Here is an 18,279-nt window from a genome sequence, read left to right as displayed (position 1 = left end):
TCGCGGTATTATAGGGCAGTAGCATATGGATTCACTCGTCGTTCCAGACTTAGACGTATTACGACGTTGGCTGGATCAGCAGAGCATTCCCTGGTTTGAATGTGACGCCTGTCAGGCGCTACATTTGCCACACATGCAGAATTTCGATGGCGTTTTCGATGCCAAGATCGATCTGGTAGATAACGTCATTCTTTTCTCCGCCCTCGCCGAGGTTAAACCAACGGCGCTGATCCCGCTGTCAGGCGATCTTTCACAAATCAATGCCGCCTCGCTAACCGTAAAAGCCTTTCTTGATATTCAGGACGATAATTTGCCCAAGTTGATTGTTTGCCAGTCGTTAATGACCAATGCGGGCATTACCTATGGCCAGTTTGTGCATTTCCTGCGACAGAGCGAAGAGCAGATCTCAATGGTGATTATGGAAGCTTTCGCCAATAATCTGCTGATAAACGGCGAGGCTGAAGAAGACGATCTGGTGGTTCCCGGAAGCCGCCTGCCAGTGCTGCACTAAGTTCTGTTTACACACCACTTTCCCTTTTTGCACCGCTTCCCGATGTTCTTGCCGGGCAAGCGGCGCAATTCACATTTTTATTCTGCACTTTGCCCTTTAATGCCAGATATTTATCGCCGTTTATGCCCTGTCTGGCGTATCACATAGATGAAACATGCATAAATAATCGATAAAAGGCGTTTTTTACTCTGAGGTATAGCCTGAAGGGCACGCTGCGGCTATGCTTGCGGGGCTGCATAAGAAGTCTCTTAAACCACACTGAGCAATACGTTTTTCCTGTTATGCCTGTGGTGAATAATGATTCATTCTCTGTTTTACACGCAGGAAGCCATCCGGTTTCTTTTGTTCTGCATCGTTGAGATTGACCCCGTTTCTGGAGGAAGGAAAACATGTTAAACAACCACAGCAAAAAATGGTTGTCTGGTGTGATAGCTGGTGCGCTGATGGCGGTTTCCGCCGGCACGATGGCGGAACAGAAAACGCTGCATGTCTATAACTGGTCGGATTATATTTCGCCGGATACCGTACCGGGCTTTGAAAAGCAGACCGGAATAAAAGTGGTTTACGACGTTTTCGATTCCAACGAAGTGCTGGAAGGTAAACTGATGGCGGGCAGCACCGGCTATGATGTTGTGGTGCCGTCGTCCAGCTTCCTGGCGCGTCAGCTGCAGTCCGGCGTGTTTCAGGAGCTGGATAAAAGCAAACTGCCCAATTATAAAAACCTTGATCCTGAGCTGCTGAAAAAAGTTGAGCAGCACGATCCGGGCAATAAGTATGCGATCCCTTACCTCTGGGCTACCACCGGTATCGGCTACAATGTCGAAAAAGTGAAAGCGGCGCTGGGTAAAGATGCGCCAGTCGACAGCTGGGATCTGGTGCTGAAACCGGAAAACCTTGAGAAGCTGAAAAGCTGCGGCGTTTCTTTCCTGGATGCGCCAGAGGAGATTTTCGCTACCGTGCTGAACTATCTCGGCAAAGATCCGAACAGCAGCGATGCGAAAGATTATTCAGGTGCGGCGACCGATCTGCTGTTAAAGCTGCGACCCAATATTCGTTATTTCCACTCTTCTCAGTACATTAACGATCTGGCTAACGGCAATACCTGCGTGGCGATCGGCTGGGCTGGAGATATTCTGCAGGCGAAAGAGCGTGCGGTAGAAGCGAAGAACGGCGTCGATATCGCCTACAGCATTCCGAAAGAGGGCGCGCTGGCCTTCTTCGATATGATGGCGATCCCAAAAGATGCGAAAAACCTGGATGCCGCCTATCAATGGCTGAACTACATCATGGATCCGAAAGTGATTGCGCATATTTCCGACAAGATGTTCTACGCTAACGGTAACAAGGCCTCGCTGCCGCTGATTAGTGAAGAAATACGCAATAACCCAGGCATCTTCCCGGGACCGGAAACCATGTCCAAACTGTTCGTGCTGAAAGTACAGGAACCAAAACTTGATCGTGTGCGTACCCGTGCATGGACCAAAGTGAAAAGCGGTAAGTAATTCGACTAACAAGAATCATCATCGCAGGTTAACGACAACAGAGGCGCGGTATCGGCCTCTGTTGTCTCATTTGTGCGGCTGCGTGCCGCGAGTTTCCGCTAAGTGCCGGAGAGAGATGTTAGTGAACGACGCGATCCCCCGTCATCCCCAAAAAACGGCAAAGGCCCTGACGCCGCTGCTGGAAATCCGTAATCTGACCAAGTCATTTGATGGACAGCACGCCGTAGACGATGTCAGTTTGACCATTTATAAAGGCGAGATTTTTGCGCTGCTTGGCGCATCAGGCTGTGGTAAATCCACCCTGCTGCGTATGCTGGCGGGATTTGAAGCGCCGACGCATGGGCAGATTCTGCTGGACGGTCAGGATCTCTCCCATGTGCCGCCTTATCAGCGCCCCATTAATATGATGTTTCAGTCCTATGCGCTTTTTCCGCATATGACGGTAGAGCAGAATATCGCCTTTGGTTTAAAGCAGGACAAGCTGTCGAAGAGCGATATCGCCGAGCGCGTGGCGGAGATGCTGGCGCTGGTGCATATGCAGGAATTCGCCAAACGCAAACCACACCAGCTTTCCGGCGGTCAGCGTCAGCGCGTGGCGCTGGCACGTAGCCTGGCGAAACGACCGAAGCTGCTGCTGCTGGATGAGCCGATGGGCGCGCTGGATAAAAAGCTGCGCGATCGTATGCAGCTTGAAGTAGTGGATATCCTGGAGCGTGTCGGCGCTACCTGCGTCATGGTAACGCACGATCAGGAAGAAGCGATGACCATGGCTGGCCGTATCGCCATTATGAATCGCGGCAAGTTTGTGCAAATCGGCGAGCCGGAAGAGATCTACGAGCATCCCACCAGCCGCTACAGCGCAGAATTTATCGGCTCCGTGAATGTGTTTGAAGGCCTGCTGCGCGAACGCCGCACGGACGGGCTGGTGATCGACAGTCCTGGACTGGTGCATCCGCTGAAAGTGGCTTCGGACGTCTCTGTAATGGATAACGTCCCGGTTTCTATCGCGCTGCGTCCGGAAAAGGTCATGCTGTGCGATCAGGTACCGGCGGACGGTTGCAACTTTGCCGTGGGTGAAGTGGTGCATATCGCCTATCTGGGCGATTTGTCGATTTATCATGTGCGGTTGCATAGCGGACAGATGATCAGCGCGCAGCTGCAAAACGCGCATCGTTTCCGCGAAGGCGCGCCGACCTGGGGCGATGAAGTGCGCCTTAGCTGGGACGCCAACAGCTGCGTCGTGCTGACAGTATAAGAGAGCCGATATGAAACAACCCGCTGCCGCTGCGCATTCCGGCAACCTGCGTCGTACGCTGACCCGGCTAAAAACCGCTCACGGGCGCAAACTGGTAATCGCGCTGCCTTATCTTTGGCTGGCGCTGTTTTTCCTGCTGCCGTTTCTGATCGTATTGAAAATCAGCTTCGCTGAGATCGCGCGGGCGATCCCGCCCTATACCGAGCTGCTTTCCTGGGCGGACGATCAGCTGACGCTGGTGTTTAATCTGGCGAACTATCTGCAGCTGACGGACGATCCGCTCTATATCGAAGCCTATTTGCAGTCGCTGAAGGTGGCGGCGATCTCCACGCTGATCTGCCTGCTGGTGGGCTATCCGCTGGCCTGGGCGGTGGCGCACAGTAAACCTTCGGTGCGCAATATTTTGCTGCTGCTGGTGCTGCTGCCCTCCTGGACCTCCTTCCTGGTGCGCGTTTACGCCTGGATGGGGTTACTGAACAGCAACGGTATCCTTAACCGCTTTTTGCTGTGGCTGGGCGTGATCGATCATCCGCTGGCGATCCTCTATACCAATACCGCAGTCTATATCGGTATCGTTTACTGCTATCTGCCATTTATGGTGCTGCCGATCTACACCGCTTTGACGCGCATCGACTATTCGCTGGTTGAGGCGTCGCTCGATCTGGGCGCGCGTCCGCTAAAAACCTTTTTTAGCGTGATTGTGCCGCTGACCAAAAACGGCATCATTGCCGGCTCGATGCTGGTGTTTATTCCGGCGGTGGGGGAGTACGTGATCCCCGAACTGTTGGGCGGGCCGGACAGCATCATGATTGGCCGGATCCTGTGGCAGGAGTTTTTCAATAACCGTGACTGGCCGGTCGCGTCGGCGTTGGCGGTCATTATTTTGTTGATTCTGATCCTGCCGATTATCTGGTTCCATAAGCATCAAAATAAGACTCTGGGAGAAAAGGCATGAGTAATCTGCCCGCGGTTCGCTCTCCGTGGCGGCTGGTGATCCTGCTGCTCTGCTTCAGCTTCCTCTATGCGCCGATGCTGCTGCTGGTGATCTATTCCTTTAACAGTTCGCAGCTGGTTACCGTCTGGGAAAGCTTTTCGCTGCACTGGTATCAGGTGCTGTTTCAGGATAGCGCGATGATTAGCGCGGTCACGCTCAGCCTGACTATTGCTGCGCTCAGCGCCACCATGGCCGTGGTGCTGGGCACTATCGCGGCGGTGGTCATCGTGCGTTTTGGTCGTTTCAAAGGCTCAACCGGCTTCGCTTTTATGCTGACCGCACCGCTGGTTATGCCGGATGTGATCACCGGCCTGTCGCTGCTGCTGCTGTTTGTGGCGATGGGGCATGCGATCGGCTGGCCCAGCGATCGCGGCATGCTGACCATCTGGCTGGCGCATGTCACTTTCTGTACTGCCTACGTTGCGGTGGTGATTAACTCGCGCCTGCGTGAGCTGGATCGCTCTATTGAGGAAGCGGCGATGGATCTTGGCGCAACGCCGCTGAAGGTATTTTTCGTGATCACCGTACCGATGATTGCGCCAGCGCTGGTGACCGGCTGGCTGCTGGCCTTTACGCTATCGCTGGATGACCTGGTGATTGCCAGCTTCGTTACCGGGCCTGGTGCTACAACGTTGCCGATGGCGATTTTCGCTACCGTGCGGCGCGGGGTGAACCCTGAAATTAACGCGCTGGCGTCGCTGATTTTGTTTGTAGTCGGGCTGGTGGGCTTTATCGCCTGGCGCTTTATGGCCCATGAAGAAAAACAGCGGGTGCGGGATATTCAGAAAGCGAAACGTAGCTAAAATCCGAAACCTTTGCCACTATAACAACAGGCTGCACAGGCGGTTAGTCGGGTCCGGTTTTCTTTACGGGACGGATTGCCGCCGTTTTAGTCGCCTTGTCGCAACGGGAGGAGTTCGGTGAATGTCGGAAGTGTTCAGATTCGGTAAGGCGGCAGTTCGCCCGCAGCAGGCACCGGTGCCGGTCATGATTGCCGGGCAGGCGATTATCGCCACTCGCTGTATTAGCGTGTTGCTGTTGGTTAATGAACTGGGGTATGACGGCATAGCCGATTTTATTCACCGTAGCGCCCAGGCCTGGGATTCCACGCTGATTTTTGTCGCCAGCCAGATGCTGTTTTTTATCGAACTGCGCTGCGCGCTGACGCTGATGCGTGGCTCGCGCCGTGGTCGCCTGCTCTATGCGCTCAGCCAGGCAGTTGTGCTGCTCTATTTGTGGGCCGCTTCTATAGGCTGGATCTACCCGGAGATTTTCAGTATTAGCGGCGCAAGTAATGGAGAGATCTTTCACCGCCTGATCCTGCATAAGTCGCCCGATCTGCTGGTGCTGCTGCTGCTGTTTCTTCCCGCCAGCAGTCGGCAATTTTTCCAGCGCCGCTGAGCGCTGGGTGCTACAATCCAGCCCCGCAACTGACACCACCATTCATTACAGGCTAAATCATGCATTGCGCACTTTACGATGCAGACCGCTGTCGTTCCTGTCAGTGGCTGACAACACCTTATTCTCAGCAGCTGCAAATGAAACAGACGCATTTGCAGGCGCTGCTGCGGGAATTTTCCGTTGACGACTGGCGGCCGCCGGTCGATTCCGCACAGCAGGCCTTTCGCAATAAAGCCAAAATGGTCGTGAGCGGCAGCGTGGAGCGTCCGGTGCTGGGCATTATGCAACCTGACGGCCCGGTGGATTTAACCGCCTGTCCGCTTTATCCCGCCAGCTTTGCTCCGGTTTTTGCGCTGTTGAAGCCGTTTATCGCGCGTGCTGGCCTGACGCCCTATAACGTGGCGCGCCGCCGTGGCGAGTTGAAATTTCTGTTGCTCAGTGAGAGTTCACTGGATGGCAAGCTGATGCTGCGCTTTGTGCTGCGCTCGACCGACAAGCTGGAACAGCTGCGCGCGGCGCTGCCGTGGTTACAGCAACAACTGCCGCAGCTGTCGGTGATTTCTGCCAATATCCAGCCGGTGCCGATGGCGATCCTCGAAGGAGAAGAGGAGATTGCGCTGACGGAAAATCAGCTACTGGCAGAGCAGCTTAATCATGTTCCGCTCTATATTCGACCGCGCAGCTTCTTTCAGACCAATCCCGGCGTCGCGGCGCGATTGTATGATACCGCACGCCAGTGGGTCAGCGAGTTACAGGTCGCGTCGATGTGGGATCTCTTTTGCGGTGTGGGTGGCTTTGGCCTGCACTGCGCCACACCAGAGATGCAGCTGACCGGCATTGAGATCAGCGCTGAGGCGATTGCCTGCGCACAGCGTTCAGCGCAGCAGATTGGGCTGGAAAAGGTACGGTTCGCGGCGCTGGATTCGACGCGCTTTGCCACAGGAGAAGGAGATGTGCCGGAGCTGGTGCTGGTGAATCCGCCGCGTCGTGGAATTGGCGCTGAGCTGTGTCTCTATCTGAATCGCATGGCGCCTTCATGGCTGCTCTATTCCAGCTGTAATGCCGAAAGCATGGCGCAGGATATTGCGCGCCTTGAACATTACCAGATTCGGCGGATACAGCTGTTTGATATGTTTCCCCATACCGCGCATTACGAAGTGCTGACGCTGTTACAGCGACGCCAGTAGCAGATCGGAGGCGCTTTCCCGGCTCCCGGGAGCGTGCAGAACCCACGGGAAAGTTGCTCTCCGATCCGCGTATTTTATGCTTACCGGGCAAACCACTTATCGTTAATTTTTTGCAGCGTGCCGTCTGCTTTCGCCTCTGCCAGCGCGGCGTTCAGTTTAGACAACAGCGCCTGATTGTCGGGGCGTACCGCGATGCCCAGGCCGGTGCCGAAATATTGCGGATCGGTAATGGCCTGGCCAACGGTACCCAGCTGTGGATTGGCTTTCAGCCACTCATTAACCACTGCCGTATCGCCAAATACGCCGTCGAGACGGCCATTCTTCAGATCGAGAATGGCATTCTGATAGCTGTCGTAGGCCACGGTTTTGACTTCAGGATGCTTATCCTGAAGATAGCGCTGATGCGTGGTACCGTTTTCCATACCGATGCGTTTCCCTTTCAGCGCGGTGATATCGGCATATTTTCCTTTCTCTGCGATCACTACCGCCGAGTTGGCATAGTAGGGCTGGGTAAAGGCGACCTGCTTGCTGCGTTCTGGCGTAATATCCATGCCGGAAATTACCGCATCATAGCGACGAAATTTTAACGCCGGGATCAGGCTATCGAAAGGGTTGTTGGTAAAAGTACACTCCGCTTTCATTTTTTCGCAGAGCGCCTGCGCCAGATCGATATCGAAGCCGACGATTTTGTTTTCGCTATTCAGGGACTCAAACGGCGGATAGGTGGCCGAAGAGGCGAAACGGATTTTTTCCGCTGCGCTTGCGTTAAGCGCTATGCCTGCCAGCGCGGCGGCCAGTAACCATTTTTTCATCGCAAATGCTCCTGTCTCTCATTATGATTTTGTGCCCAGCGGCGAGAGACAAGATGCCATTTAATGCATTGTTATGCAACATAAGTGGATAAATAATTAAAAAAGGTGGGTTTCCCCACCTTTTTTAATCCAGCATCGCGATGATCGGCTGTTAGTTTCGCCGCTCAAAGGCCAGCGCACGATGTTCAATCACACGCATCAGCAACGTGAGCAAACCGTTAACGCAGAGGTAAATCAGACCGGCGGCGGCAAAGACCATCACATCATAGGTGCGGCCATACAGCAGTTGCCCGTGGCCCATCACTTCCATTAGCGTAATGGTGTAAGCCAGTGAGGTGCTCTTAAATACCAACACAACCTCGTTGGAATAGGAGGAAAGGGCACGCTTAAAGGCGTAGGGCAGCAGAATACGCAGGGTATCGCGTCGCGTCATGCCGAGCGCAGCACAGGATTGCCACTGACCAGCAGGAATAGCGCGTACCGCGCCGTAAAACAGCTGAGTGGTATAGGCTGCGCTGTTTAACGACAGGGCCAGCAGGGCACAGAGCCAGGGCTCGGAAAGCAGCTGCCACAGCCAGTCAATTTTCTGCAATGCAGGAAACTGGCCCGGACCGTAATAAATCAAAAAGATCTGCACCAGCAGCGGCGTACCGGTAAACAGTGTGATATATCCCTTCACTAACTGGCTTACCACCGGCGTTTTCAGCGCCAGCACCATGGTAAACAACAGAGAAAGGAACAGCGCCGCCAGCAGCGAAGCGATGGTCAGCGTCAGGCTGGTCTGTAGCCCTTTCAGCAGTTCTGGAAGATAGGCCAGCATCAGCTGTTCCCCCGTTCAAAACGCGTGGTGCGCAATTCGATACGCTTCAACACCGCCTGGCTCAGCAGGGTAATAATCAGATAAATGGCTGCCGCCACCAGATACCAGGTGAAAGGCTCCTGCGTGCGGGTCGCGATGCTGCGGGTTTGCAGCATCAGATCGTTGACGCTAATCAGCGAAACCAGCGCTGTATCTTTAAGCAGCACCAGCCACTGATTACCCAGCCCTGGCAGGGCGTGACGCCACATCTGCGGCATTATCAGGCGGAAGAAGATCGCTGATTTTTTCATTCCCAGCGCCTGACCCGATTCCCACTGGCCGACCGGCACCGCCTTAAGCGCGCCGCGCAGCGTTTGCGAGGCGTAGGCGGAGTAGAGGAACGACAGCGCAATCACGCCGCACAGGAAAGGGCTAACGTCAAAGTTATCGATCTGCATCTGTACCGGCAGCGATACCAGGCCCAGATTAATCACAAAGCCGTCAGAGAGCGTCAGCAGCAGTTGAGAAGCGCCGAAATAGATAAACAGCACCACCAGAATTTCCGGCAGGCCACGGATCAGCGTCACCAGCGCCGTGCCAGCCCAGGCCAACGGACGCCAGCGCACCGATTCCCAACCGGCAAACAGCATCGCCAGCACCAGGCCCACCAGTAACGCACAGACGGCAAGGCCGACGGTCATCCCGGCGGCGCTTGCAAGAGGAAAGAATTCGTTCATTTAATTACTGCTGGAACCATTTGCTGTAGATGGTTTGGTAGGTGCCGTCAGCTTTGACTTTATCCAGCGCGGCATTGAATTTTTGCTGCAGCGCGCTGTTACCCTGACGCACCGCAATGCCCAGACCGGTGCCGAAATAGGCTTTATCTGTGACTTTCTCACCGACCGCCGTCAGGTTCTGGTTTTGTTTCAGCCACTCGTTCACCACGGCCGTATCGCCAAATACCGCATCGATACGTCCATTCTTCAGGTCGAGAATCGCGTTTTGATAGCTGTCATAGGGCACAGTGGTAATTTCGCTGTGCTTGTCCATCAGGTATTTCTGGTGCGTGGTGCCATTCTGAACGCCAACACGCTTGCCTTTCAGCGCCGCGACATCGGTAACCTTATCTTTCTGCGCAATAAACAGCGCCGAGTTATCATAGTAAGGCTTGCTGAACAGCACCTGTTTTTCACGTTCAGGGGTAATATCCATTCCGGCCATTACCGCATCGAAACGGCGGAATTTCAGGCTGGGGATCAGGCTATCAAACGCCTGATTGGTGAAGGTACAGGTGGCATTCATCTCTTTGCACAGCGCGTTAGCCAGATCGACATCAAAGCCCATAATTTTGTTATTGCTATCAACAAACTCAAACGGAGGGTAAGAGGCTTCGGTAGCAAAACGAATGGTTTCGGCGGCAGAGGCACTCAGGCTGATACCGGCTAACAGAGCAGCAAGAACGATTTTTTTCATCTTTATGGCCTTACTCAGTGCGAGAGATAATTTGCAAACGCCTCGGTTTGCGGCTGTGTAAATCGGCTGGCATCACCCTGTTCAACAATATAGCCATTTTCCATATACACCACGCGGCTGGCGGTTTTACGCGCAACTTCAACCTCGTGGGTAACGATGACCTGAGTGATTTTGGTTTGTGCCAGTTCACGAATAATGCTGACGATCTGCGCGGTGATTTCCGGATCGAGCGCGGCGGTAGGCTCATCAAACAGCAGCACCGCCGGCTCCATCATCAGCGCGCGGGCAATGGCTACGCGCTGTTGCTGACCACCGGAAAGCTGTAGCGGAAAACGATCGGCGTGCGGTGTCAGGCGCAAACGCTCCAGCAGCTTATCGGCACGCTGGTGGGCCTGCTCTTTCGACAGCCCCAGCACGCGACAGGGCGCTTCGATCAGATTCTGTTTAACCGTCAGGTGCGGCCAGAGATTATATTGCTGAAACACCATGCCTACGTTCTGTCGCAGCTCGCGGATTGCGTCATCGCCGGGCTTTTTGCTGAAATCAAAATCATGACCAGCGATACTGAGCGTACCGGAACGCGGCATTTCAAGCAGATTAAGTACGCGCAGGAGCGAGCTTTTACCGGCGCCGCTGGGACCCAACAGCACCAGCGTTTCGCCTTCCGGACACGTTAGCTGGATATCGAACAGCGCCTGCTGGGCGCCATAAAAGCAATTTATACCGTTAAGTTGAATACTCATGCGCCAAAAATGAATAGCAATTGATGCGGCAAATATTAACGCTCACAGCATAGTTATGCAATCATTGTGCGTTAAAATTTATTAATGAGTAGCGGAATGCCTAAAGCGTAGCACATGATCCTGGCATGTAACGCAGAAGGGGTGAATAAGCAGGAAGTTTCTGGCCTGGTCGGATAACCATAGCACCGCACGCCTGCGGCGCTATGCATAAAGATTAATGATGATCGCCTGACGAGGCAGATTTATTGTTCCAGCACCTGGCTTAAGGCACCACCGCCAGGACGCTGCCAGTTAGCCATGTAACGCACATCATCCACCGTCCAGCAGGTGCCTTCGCGTACCATCAGGACCTCATCCTGCCAGCTTACGTTTTTATCGCCTTCGCGCGTCAGCTCAACGCGTAGCGGAATATTGCGTGCATCGGTATTGGGGATGCGCGACGCATCGGCCACTTCGGCGTGGTCAGGACCCTGTGCCAGGCTGGAAAAAAGATCGCCCTGACGCCATTCGGCTGGCTTATTGCTTTGCGCATTGGCTTTCAGCAGGCTTTGATAAAGTTTTTCACTCAGGTAGGGGCGGTAGCGCGCCAGCAATTGCGTGTCCGGCAGGCCCTGGGTGGGCTGAGCGGTACGGAGATCATAAAATTTTTGCGCTACCGTATCCGGTCCGCCATCCACACAGGCGGCCAGGCGTGTACCGATATCTTTATAGGCAGGTTCTACGGTAGTACAGGCGCTTAGCAGCAGAACAGCCGGCAGCAGGGCGGCAAACGCTTTGTTTTTCATCTCATTTTCCTTATGGTCAACGGGTAACGCTTTGTTTTAGCATAAAGTATAGCCGCGCTTTTTAGCTGCACGGGCTAAACTATCGCTGAATCAGAAAAGGAGATGAGCATGAAATTAACCACTACGCCAACGCTGGAAGGACAAACGATTACTGAGTATTGCGGCGTCGTCACCGGCGAAGCCATTCTTGGCGCGAATATTTTCCGCGATTTCTTTGCCGGCATCCGCGATATTGTTGGCGGCCGTTCCGGCGCATATGAAAAAGAGTTGCGTAAGGCGCGTGAGATTGCTTTTGCAGAACTGGAGGCGCAGGCGAAAGCGCTGGGTGCGAATGCGGTGGTCGGTATCGACATTGATTATGAAACCGTGGGCAAAGACAGCAGCATGCTGATGGTCAGCGTCAGCGGTACGGCAGTTAAAACGCGGTGAAAGCTTATTTAGCGCTGCTTTTGACGCTGCTGTTAGCTGGCTGTACGTCGGGCCTTGAGCAGCGTCAGGGCTATAGCGTGGATACCCGTCTGGCGGCGCAGGGTGCCCGGCCCCGCGTAAAGGCGATTGTGATTCATTATACGGCGGAGGATTTCTCTTCTTCGCTGACGACGCTTACTGATAAAGAGGTGAGCGTGCATTATCTGATCCCGGCTCAGCCGCCGCTGCACCGTGGTACACCGCTTATCTGGCAGCTGGTGCCGGAACATGAACTGGCGTGGCATGCAGGGCCAAGCTACTGGCGCGGCGCCACGCGTCTTAACGATACCTCTGTAGGCATTGAACTGGTCAATCCCGGTTATCGCCTGACGGCGCAGGGGCGGCAGTTTTATCCCTTTGCCCCCGCGCAAATTGCCGCTCTGCTGCCGCTGCTGCACGATTTAATCAGTCGTTATCATATTCAGCCGCAAAACATTGTCGGACACAGCGATATTGCGCCGCAACGCAAGCAGGATCCGGGACCGCGATTTCCCTGGGCGCAGCTGGCCGCGCAGGGTATTGGTGCCTGGCCGGATCCGCAGCGGGTAGAAGAGCTCTTACAGGGGCACGATCGCCTGCAGCCGGTGGCGCAGGATAAGTTGCTTGATCTGCTGGCGCGCTATGGTTATGAGGTTAACGCGGCGGTGACGCCCGCGCAGCAGCAAAAGCTGATCGCGGCATTTCAGATGCATTTCCGACCCGCCAGCTATTCCGGGCAGGCTGATGCGGAAACGTGGGCGATCGCCCAGGCGCTGGTAGAGAAGTATGGGCGCTGAGGCGATCGTGGGTGACTGGCGCTTATCGGGCGACGAGAAAGGCTTTCCACTGTTTTACTACCTGCTGCAGGGCGGCGCGATCCACATCCAGGTGGGTAACCAGTCGCGTAACCGGCCCCGCTGACAGCAGAATATTGCGCGCCTGCATCCAGGCCTTTAACGGCGCAGCCTGCTCTGGCGGCAGCTGGGCGAAAACCATATTGGTATGCTGGCTGACGTTAATATCCAGTTCGCCCAGCTGCTCCGCCAGCCAACGGGCGTTATCGTGATCCTCTTTAAGGCGCATCACATTATTTTCCAGCGCATACAGTCCGGCCGCAGCCAAAATGCCCGCCTGGCGCATGCCGCCGCCGGTCATTTTACGCCAGCGCCGCGCCTGTTGAATATATTGCGCATCGCCGCACAGCAGCGAACCCACCGGCGCGCCTAATCCTTTCGACAGGCAGATCGTTAACGTATCGCAATAGCGGGCAAGGGATTCCAGCGGCAGATCAAGCGCCACGGCGGCGTTGAAGATGCGGGCGCCATCAATGTGCAGCGCCAGCTGATGCTCGCGTGTAAAGCGCCATGCCTCGGCCAGATAACCCACGGGCAAAACTTTGCCGCCAAAGGTATTTTCCAGGCTTAACAGGCGCGTGCGGGCAAAGTGAATGTCGTCAGGCTTAATGACTGCCGCAACCTTATCCAGCGGTAGCGAGCCATCTTCCGCAGCCTCCAGTGGCTGAGGCTGAATGCTGCCCAGTACCGCCGCGCCACCTGCTTCATATTTATAATTATGTGCCTGCTGACCAACGATATATTCGTCGCCGCGCTGGCAATGGGTAAGCAGGGCGACCAGGTTGGCCTGCGTGCCGGTAGGTAAAAACAGTGCGGCCTGTTTGCCGCTCAGCTGTGCGGCTTCCGCCTCCAGCGCGTTTACGGTGGGGTCGTCACCGTAAACGTCGTCGCCGGTACGGGCAGAGACCATGGCCGACAGCATTGCTGGTGATGGGCGGGTGACGGTATCGCTACGTAGATCTATCACTAAGGGGCTCCTTAAAAAAACGGGCACCTGTGTGCCCGTAAAAAGTCATTAATGTTTTACCGTAGCCAGTTGGTTTTTGCCAGCTCGACCACTTCGTCGCCACGACCGTTAATAATGGCGCGCAGCATATAGAGGCTAAAGCCTTTTGCCTGCTCCATTTTGATCTGTGGCGGCATCGCCAGCTCCTCTTTGGCAGTGATGACATCAAGCAGCACAGGGCCATCATGGGCAAAGGCTTCTTCAATCGCGCTGTCCAGCTCCGAGGCTTTATCCACCCGAATGCCTTTTACCCCACAGGCGTTGGCAATGGCGGCAAAATCGGGATTGTGCAAATCGGTGCCGTCGGTCAGGTAGCCGCCCGCCTTCATCTCCATTGCCACAAAGCCCAGCACGCTGTTATTAAATACCACCAGCTTAACCGGCAGTTTAAGCTGCGCGACGGAAATAAAGTCGCCCATTAACATACTGAAACCGCCATCGCCGCACATCGCCACTACCTGGCGATCCCTGTCCAGCGCCTGAGCGCCCAGCGCCTGCGGCATGGCGTTAGCCATTGAGCCATGATTAAACGAGCCCAGCAGGCGGCGTTTGCCATTCATTGCCAGATAGCGCGCCGCCCATACCGTCGGCGTTCCCACATCGCAGGTAAAAATCGCATCCTCGCGTGCAAAATGGCTGAGTCGTTGTGCCAGATATTGCGGATGGATGGCCTGTTTATCATTGGGCTTCGCCAGATCGTCCAGATCTTTGCGGGCGTTGGCGTAATGCTCCAGTGCGTTATCAAGAAAGGCGCGATCCTGTTTGTTTTGCAAGCGCGGCAGCAGGGCTGACAGCGTCGCTTTCACGTCGCCGACCAGCGCCATATCCACATGGGAGTGCGCGCCGATGCTGCCAGGATTAATATCCAGCTGAATAATCTGCGCTTTTTCAGGATAGAAGGCGCGATAGGGGAATTGTGTACCCAGCAGCAACAGCGTGTCGGCATTCATCATGGCGTGATAGCCTGATGAGAAGCCGATCAGCCCGGTCATGCCGACGCTGTAAGGGTTGTCATACTCAATATGCTCTTTGCCGCGCAGGGCATGAACCACCGGCGCTTTTAGCGTAGCGGCCAGTTCAACAACCTGTTGATGCGCGCCTGCGCAGCCGCTGCCGCACATCAGCGTGATATTTTGCGCACTGTTTAGCAGGGCGGCCAGCTTATCCAGTTCGGGCTCTGCAGGCTGGATAACCGGCTGCTGAGGTGAGTACCAGGTGGATGACGCCTGTTCCGGCGCGGGCTTCAGCGCGATATCGCCAGGCAGTACAATCACTGAAACGCCGCGATTAAGAATGGCCTTACGCATGGCAATGCCCAGTACCTGCGGCAGCTGTTCCGGATTGGAGATCAGCTCGCAGTAATGGCTGCATTCCCGGAAAAGTTCCTGAGGGTGGGTTTCCTGAAAATAACCGCTGCCGATTTCGCTTGAAGGAATATGGGCGGCGATTGCCAGCACCGGCACATGATTGCGATGACAGTCAAACAGGCCGTTAATCAAATGCAGGTTGCCTGGCCCGCATGAGCCTGCACAGACCGCCAGTTCGCCGCTGATCTGCGCCTCGGCGCCAGCGGCAAAAGCGGCGACCTCTTCATGACGTGTGGGCATCCATTCAATGGTGCCCATGCGATTCAGGCTATCGCTCAGCCCGTTAAGGGAATCCCCGGTGACTCCCCAAATGCGTTTTACACCGGCGCTTTCCAGCGTTTTTGCCAGTAGCGCCGCAACGGTTTGCTTCATAGTGGTTCCTTACTGTGGTTGACCCATCATCCCGATGGCGAGATGTCAGACGATAAAAAGTCTAGTCAACACCACGCAAAGCGGGGGAACCACGATGAAACCAGGTATTTCCGGGGCATTACGCCAGTTCGATATTGCCTGCTGGCTGACAGCTACAGGCCAGCACGTAGCCTGCCGCGATCTCTTCTTCCGTCAGGCCAACCGTACTGCTGGTCTGATACTGGCCGCTGACCACGCGCGTTTTACAGCAGCCGCACACGCCAGCGCGGCAAACCGCCTCAACCGGCAGCTTATGCTGTTCCATCGCTGACAACAACGACCAGCCCGCCGGAAACGCCGCATGTTGTAGCTGATGCGAAGCGCTGCTCAGATGGTAACGTACACCGTTATCCTCGACGTCATCAGGCGCGGCGGCGGTAAACTGCTCGCGCAATACATTGACCGCGCCCAGCGCGCGAACGCTGTTTTCCGCCAGGTCCATATAGGGCTGCGGACCGCACATCATCACCGTACGCCGGGCGATATCCGGCACCTGTTGCGCCAGGATTTCTGTGGTCAGACGCCCTTTTAGCATCAGCGCTTCCGGCTGCTGCTCAGCAATAATTGTCAGCTTAAGCCACGGGCGCAGCGCCTGCAGTTCGGCGGCAAAAATTACATCCTGCGGCGAACGGACGCTATAGATCAGATGCACATCGGTTTCCGGACGATGGCTGTGCAGCCAGCGTGCCATTGACATCACTGGCGTGATGCCGCAGCCCGCCGCCAGCAGCAGATAGTGCGAAGCAGGATGCTGTTCGCAGCTGAAGTTGCCCTGCGGATCGGATAACCAGACATAGTCGCCTGGCTTCACCTGACGGGTAAGCCAGCCGGAACCTTTACCCTGCTCAATATAGCGAATCGTCAGGGTAATAAACTGGCTCTGGCCTGGCGTCGAAGAGAGAGTATAGGCGCGGACCTCATCGCTGTTGCCGATGCGTACCAGCGCAAACTGGCCTGCCTGCCAGCGGTAAAAATCGTGATCGATCAGCGCCAGCGTCCAGACATCCGGTGTTTCCTGAGTAATATGGTGAACCTGCATGCGCCAGGGGCAAAGTGTGGTGGTGTTCATGGTTTACTCCTGTGGCGACAGAATTGCGGCAAGATCGTTTTCAACGGTGGTAACTGGCGTCATGCCAAACTCTTTTTCCAGAATGGCAATCAGGTTATCGGTGAGAAACGCCGGTGCGGTCGGGCCGGTGCGGATATTTTTCACGCCGAGTGCCAGCAATGTCAGCAGCACCACAATCGCTTTTTGCTCGAACCAGGAGAGGATCAGCGACAGCGGCAGATCGTTAACCCCGCAGTTCAGTTTCTCCGCCAGCTTGACCGCCAGGACGATCGCGGCGTAGCTGTCATTACATTGACCCACATCCAGCAGGCGCGGTAATCCCTCCAGCGTGCCGAAATCAAGCTTATTGAAGCGGTATTTACCACAGGCGAGCGTAAGGATCAGGCAGTCATCCGGCACTGCCGTCGCCAAATCGGTATAGTAGCTGCGTTTGTCACGGCTGCCGTCACAGCCGCCAATCAGGAAAACGTGACGCAGTTTTTTCTGGGTAGCGAGTTCAATAATAGAATCGCAGGCGTCCAGTAGCACGCGACGGCCAAAGCCAACGGTAATTTCATGCGGAATTTCACTCCACGGGAAACCTGTCATGGTGTGAGCCTGCGCAATCACCGGGGTGAAATCGTCGCCATCAAGATGGTTTACGCCCGGCCAGCCAACAATACTGCGCGTCCAGATACGCTGCTGATAATCGCCCGGATTCGGATCGATAATACAGTTGGAGGTCATCACAATCGGGCCAGGGAAACGGGCAAACTCGCTTTGCTGGTTCTGCCAGCCGCTGCCGTAGTTACCCACCAGGTGAGGATATTTATTCAGCTCGGGATAGCCGTGCGCAGGCAGCATTTCGCCGTGGGTATAGACATTAATACCGGTGCCGACGGTTTGTTCCAGCAGCAGTTGCAGATCTTTCAGATCGTGGCCGGAAATCAGGATCGCCTTGCCCGCCACGGGACGCACGTTAACCTTAACCGGCTGCGGATCGCCGTAGGTAGTGGTTTGCGCTTCATCCAGCATCGCCATAATAGAGAAGTTCATTTTGCCGATATGCATCGCTTCCGCCAGCAGCGTCTCGATCTCGTTCGGACGCGTGCCGAGCCATGCCATGATCTGATGATACTGATGATAGATTTCGTTATCGTAACGGCCATGCACGTGCGCATGTTCCATATAGGCGGCAGCGCCTTTCAGACCATACAGGCAGAGCAGACGCAGGCCGACCACATCTTCATGATCGTCACCGGCATTTAGCGCAAACGCGTGCGCCTGCTGCTGTAAGACCCCGGCATCGCTGCCATTCAGGCTCAGGTCGCTTAGCGGATGCTGCGGTGCACCCAGACCCAGCACGGCACAGCGGGCTTTTAAATCATCGCGATAGCGTTGCGCCTGAATGGCGTAATCAATAATGCGACCGGAGTCGAAGTTAACGTTGGTCAGGGTGGAGAAAAAAGCGCGCGGCGCAAAACTGTCGATTTCATGATCGATAATGCTATCGGTACGCGCGTGCAAAGCCCATGCGGAAAGACTTTGTAACACGGCGATCAGCAAATCCTGTAAATCGGACGTTTGCGCGGTTTTACCACACATCCCCTGCGCCCAGGCGCAGCCGTTGCCCGCCGGAGTACGAATCGTTTGCTCACATTGCACACAAAACATTCTGGTATCC

The 18,279-nt window shown here is 55.2% G+C and carries 19 protein-coding genes; 9 read left to right on the top strand and 10 right to left on the bottom strand.

Translation table 11 applies throughout. From position 1 onward, the window contains the following. Positions 1 to 25: 25 nt before the first annotated feature. The 7 genes from B1H58_RS00410 (at position 26) to rlmC (ending at position 6,850) form a co-directional block, all read left to right on the top strand. Entirely contained in the window at positions 26 to 511 is a 486-nt protein-coding gene (locus tag B1H58_RS00410; RefSeq protein ID WP_085067460.1) for a YbjN domain-containing protein, read from the top strand. Positions 512 to 900: 389 nt separating this feature from the next. After that, entirely contained in the window at positions 901 to 2,013 is a 1,113-nt protein-coding gene (gene potF / locus B1H58_RS00405; RefSeq protein ID WP_085067459.1) for a spermidine/putrescine ABC transporter substrate-binding protein PotF, read from the top strand. Between the two features lie 121 nt (positions 2,014 to 2,134). After that, entirely contained in the window at positions 2,135 to 3,268 is a 1,134-nt protein-coding gene (potG, locus tag B1H58_RS00400; protein ID WP_157130221.1) for a putrescine ABC transporter ATP-binding subunit PotG, read from the top strand. A gap of 10 nt (positions 3,269 to 3,278) precedes the next feature. Then, positions 3,279 to 4,223: a putrescine ABC transporter permease PotH gene (gene potH / locus B1H58_RS00395; RefSeq protein WP_085067457.1), complete on the top strand. Its 945-nt coding sequence runs from the start codon at positions 3,279 to 3,281 to the stop codon at positions 4,221 to 4,223. Then, positions 4,220 to 5,065, top strand: a complete 846-nt coding sequence (potI, locus tag B1H58_RS00390; RefSeq protein WP_085067456.1) for a putrescine ABC transporter permease PotI — start codon at positions 4,220 to 4,222, stop codon at positions 5,063 to 5,065. Before potH ends, potI begins: the two co-directional genes overlap by 4 nt. Before the next feature lie 121 nt (positions 5,066 to 5,186). Continuing rightward, positions 5,187 to 5,663 carry a YbjO family protein gene (locus B1H58_RS00385; protein ID WP_085067455.1) on the top strand — a complete coding sequence of 159 codons (477 nt, stop codon included), beginning with the start codon at positions 5,187 to 5,189 and terminating at the stop codon, positions 5,661 to 5,663. Positions 5,664 to 5,722: 59 nt separating this feature from the next. Further along, positions 5,723 to 6,850: a 23S rRNA (uracil(747)-C(5))-methyltransferase RlmC gene (gene rlmC / locus B1H58_RS00380; RefSeq protein WP_085067454.1), complete on the top strand. Its 1,128-nt coding sequence runs from the start codon at positions 5,723 to 5,725 to the stop codon at positions 6,848 to 6,850. Between the two features lie 80 nt (positions 6,851 to 6,930). Here rlmC and B1H58_RS00375 read toward each other — a convergent pair whose 3' ends face one another. The 6 genes from B1H58_RS00375 to B1H58_RS00350 form a co-directional block, all read right to left on the bottom strand. Further along, the gene (locus B1H58_RS00375) at positions 6,931 to 7,662 is read right to left on the bottom strand and encodes an arginine ABC transporter substrate-binding protein (protein ID WP_085067453.1); all 732 of its coding nucleotides are present in this window, start codon (positions 7,660 to 7,662) and stop codon (positions 6,931 to 6,933) included. A 151-nt stretch (positions 7,663 to 7,813) separates the two neighbouring features. Continuing rightward, positions 7,814 to 8,482 carry an arginine ABC transporter permease ArtM gene (gene artM / locus B1H58_RS00370; RefSeq protein WP_085067452.1) on the bottom strand — a complete coding sequence of 223 codons (669 nt, stop codon included), beginning with the start codon at positions 8,480 to 8,482 and terminating at the stop codon, positions 7,814 to 7,816. Next, positions 8,482 to 9,198 (bottom strand): arginine ABC transporter permease ArtQ, encoded by a 717-nt coding sequence (gene artQ, locus B1H58_RS00365; RefSeq protein ID WP_085067451.1) that lies wholly within the window; start codon positions 9,196 to 9,198, stop codon positions 8,482 to 8,484. Before artQ ends, artM begins: the two co-directional genes overlap by 1 nt. A 4-nt stretch (positions 9,199 to 9,202) precedes the next feature. Further along, positions 9,203 to 9,934, bottom strand: a complete 732-nt coding sequence (gene artJ, locus B1H58_RS00360; RefSeq protein ID WP_085067450.1) for an arginine ABC transporter substrate-binding protein — start codon at positions 9,932 to 9,934, stop codon at positions 9,203 to 9,205. Between the two features lie 14 nt (positions 9,935 to 9,948). Beyond that, entirely contained in the window at positions 9,949 to 10,677 is a 729-nt protein-coding gene (artP, locus tag B1H58_RS00355) for an arginine ABC transporter ATP-binding protein ArtP (RefSeq protein WP_157130124.1), read from the bottom strand. A gap of 242 nt (positions 10,678 to 10,919) precedes the next feature. Next, positions 10,920 to 11,462 carry a lipoprotein gene (locus B1H58_RS00350; RefSeq protein ID WP_085067448.1) on the bottom strand — a complete coding sequence of 181 codons (543 nt, stop codon included), beginning with the start codon at positions 11,460 to 11,462 and terminating at the stop codon, positions 10,920 to 10,922. Between the two features lie 108 nt (positions 11,463 to 11,570). Here B1H58_RS00350 and B1H58_RS00345 point away from each other — a divergent pair, with 108 nt between their 5' ends. Beyond that, entirely contained in the window at positions 11,571 to 11,891 is a 321-nt protein-coding gene (locus tag B1H58_RS00345) for a heavy metal-binding domain-containing protein (protein ID WP_085067447.1), read from the top strand. Then, positions 11,888 to 12,706 carry an N-acetylmuramoyl-L-alanine amidase gene (locus tag B1H58_RS00340; protein WP_085067446.1) on the top strand — a complete coding sequence of 273 codons (819 nt, stop codon included), beginning with the start codon at positions 11,888 to 11,890 and terminating at the stop codon, positions 12,704 to 12,706. The genes B1H58_RS00345 and B1H58_RS00340 overlap by 4 nt, the downstream gene beginning before the upstream one ends. 22 nt (positions 12,707 to 12,728) lie before the next feature. Here B1H58_RS00340 and ltaE read toward each other — a convergent pair whose 3' ends face one another. The 4 genes from ltaE to hcp all read right to left on the bottom strand — a co-directional run bounded on the left by ltaE (position 12,729) and on the right by hcp (position 18,269). Beyond that, positions 12,729 to 13,730 (bottom strand): low-specificity L-threonine aldolase, encoded by a 1,002-nt coding sequence (ltaE, locus tag B1H58_RS00335; protein WP_085067445.1) that lies wholly within the window; start codon positions 13,728 to 13,730, stop codon positions 12,729 to 12,731. 56 nt (positions 13,731 to 13,786) lie between these two features. Then, positions 13,787 to 15,508 carry a ubiquinone-dependent pyruvate dehydrogenase gene (gene poxB, locus B1H58_RS00330; RefSeq protein WP_085067444.1) on the bottom strand — a complete coding sequence of 574 codons (1,722 nt, stop codon included), beginning with the start codon at positions 15,506 to 15,508 and terminating at the stop codon, positions 13,787 to 13,789. 118 nt (positions 15,509 to 15,626) lie between these two features. Continuing rightward, the gene (gene hcr, locus B1H58_RS00325; RefSeq protein ID WP_085067443.1) at positions 15,627 to 16,616 is read right to left on the bottom strand and encodes an NADH oxidoreductase; all 990 of its coding nucleotides are present in this window, start codon (positions 16,614 to 16,616) and stop codon (positions 15,627 to 15,629) included. A 3-nt stretch (positions 16,617 to 16,619) separates the two neighbouring features. Beyond that, positions 16,620 to 18,269, bottom strand: a complete 1,650-nt coding sequence (gene hcp / locus B1H58_RS00320) for a hydroxylamine reductase (protein ID WP_085067442.1) — start codon at positions 18,267 to 18,269, stop codon at positions 16,620 to 16,622. Positions 18,270 to 18,279 lie beyond the last annotated feature (10 nt).

It is taken from the genome of Pantoea alhagi (assembly GCF_002101395.1).
Lineage (GTDB): Bacteria > Pseudomonadota > Gammaproteobacteria > Enterobacterales > Enterobacteriaceae > Mixta > Mixta alhagi.
Note: the sequence above shows the minus strand (reverse complement) of the source record. Positions and strands in the feature narration are given on the sequence as shown.

Excerpts from the sequence above, each read along its gene's own strand:
- B1H58_RS00410 (WP_085067460.1), top strand. The coding sequence starts at position 26 with ATGGATTCACTCGTCGTTCCAGACTTAGACGTATTACGACGTTGGCTG.
- potF (WP_085067459.1), top strand. The coding sequence starts at position 901 with ATGTTAAACAACCACAGCAAAAAATGGTTGTCTGGTGTGATAGCTGGT.
- potH (WP_085067457.1), top strand. The coding sequence starts at position 3,279 with ATGAAACAACCCGCTGCCGCTGCGCATTCCGGCAACCTGCGTCGTACG.
- potI (WP_085067456.1), top strand. The coding sequence starts at position 4,220 with ATGAGTAATCTGCCCGCGGTTCGCTCTCCGTGGCGGCTGGTGATCCTG.
- B1H58_RS00385 (WP_085067455.1), top strand. The coding sequence starts at position 5,187 with ATGTCGGAAGTGTTCAGATTCGGTAAGGCGGCAGTTCGCCCGCAGCAG.
- rlmC (WP_085067454.1), top strand. The coding sequence starts at position 5,723 with ATGCATTGCGCACTTTACGATGCAGACCGCTGTCGTTCCTGTCAGTGG.
- B1H58_RS00375 (WP_085067453.1), bottom strand. The coding sequence starts at position 7,662 with ATGAAAAAATGGTTACTGGCCGCCGCGCTGGCAGGCATAGCGCTTAAC.
- artM (WP_085067452.1), bottom strand. The coding sequence starts at position 8,482 with ATGCTGGCCTATCTTCCAGAACTGCTGAAAGGGCTACAGACCAGCCTG.
- artQ (WP_085067451.1), bottom strand. The coding sequence starts at position 9,198 with ATGAACGAATTCTTTCCTCTTGCAAGCGCCGCCGGGATGACCGTCGGC.
- artJ (WP_085067450.1), bottom strand. The coding sequence starts at position 9,934 with ATGAAAAAAATCGTTCTTGCTGCTCTGTTAGCCGGTATCAGCCTGAGT.
- artP (WP_157130124.1), bottom strand. The coding sequence starts at position 10,677 with ATGAGTATTCAACTTAACGGTATAAATTGCTTTTATGGCGCCCAGCAG.
- B1H58_RS00350 (WP_085067448.1), bottom strand. The coding sequence starts at position 11,462 with ATGAAAAACAAAGCGTTTGCCGCCCTGCTGCCGGCTGTTCTGCTGCTA.
- B1H58_RS00345 (WP_085067447.1), top strand. The coding sequence starts at position 11,571 with ATGAAATTAACCACTACGCCAACGCTGGAAGGACAAACGATTACTGAG.
- poxB (WP_085067444.1), bottom strand. The coding sequence starts at position 15,508 with ATGAAGCAAACCGTTGCGGCGCTACTGGCAAAAACGCTGGAAAGCGCC.
- hcr (WP_085067443.1), bottom strand. The coding sequence starts at position 16,616 with ATGAACACCACCACACTTTGCCCCTGGCGCATGCAGGTTCACCATATT.
- hcp (WP_085067442.1), bottom strand. The coding sequence starts at position 18,269 with ATGTTTTGTGTGCAATGTGAGCAAACGATTCGTACTCCGGCGGGCAAC.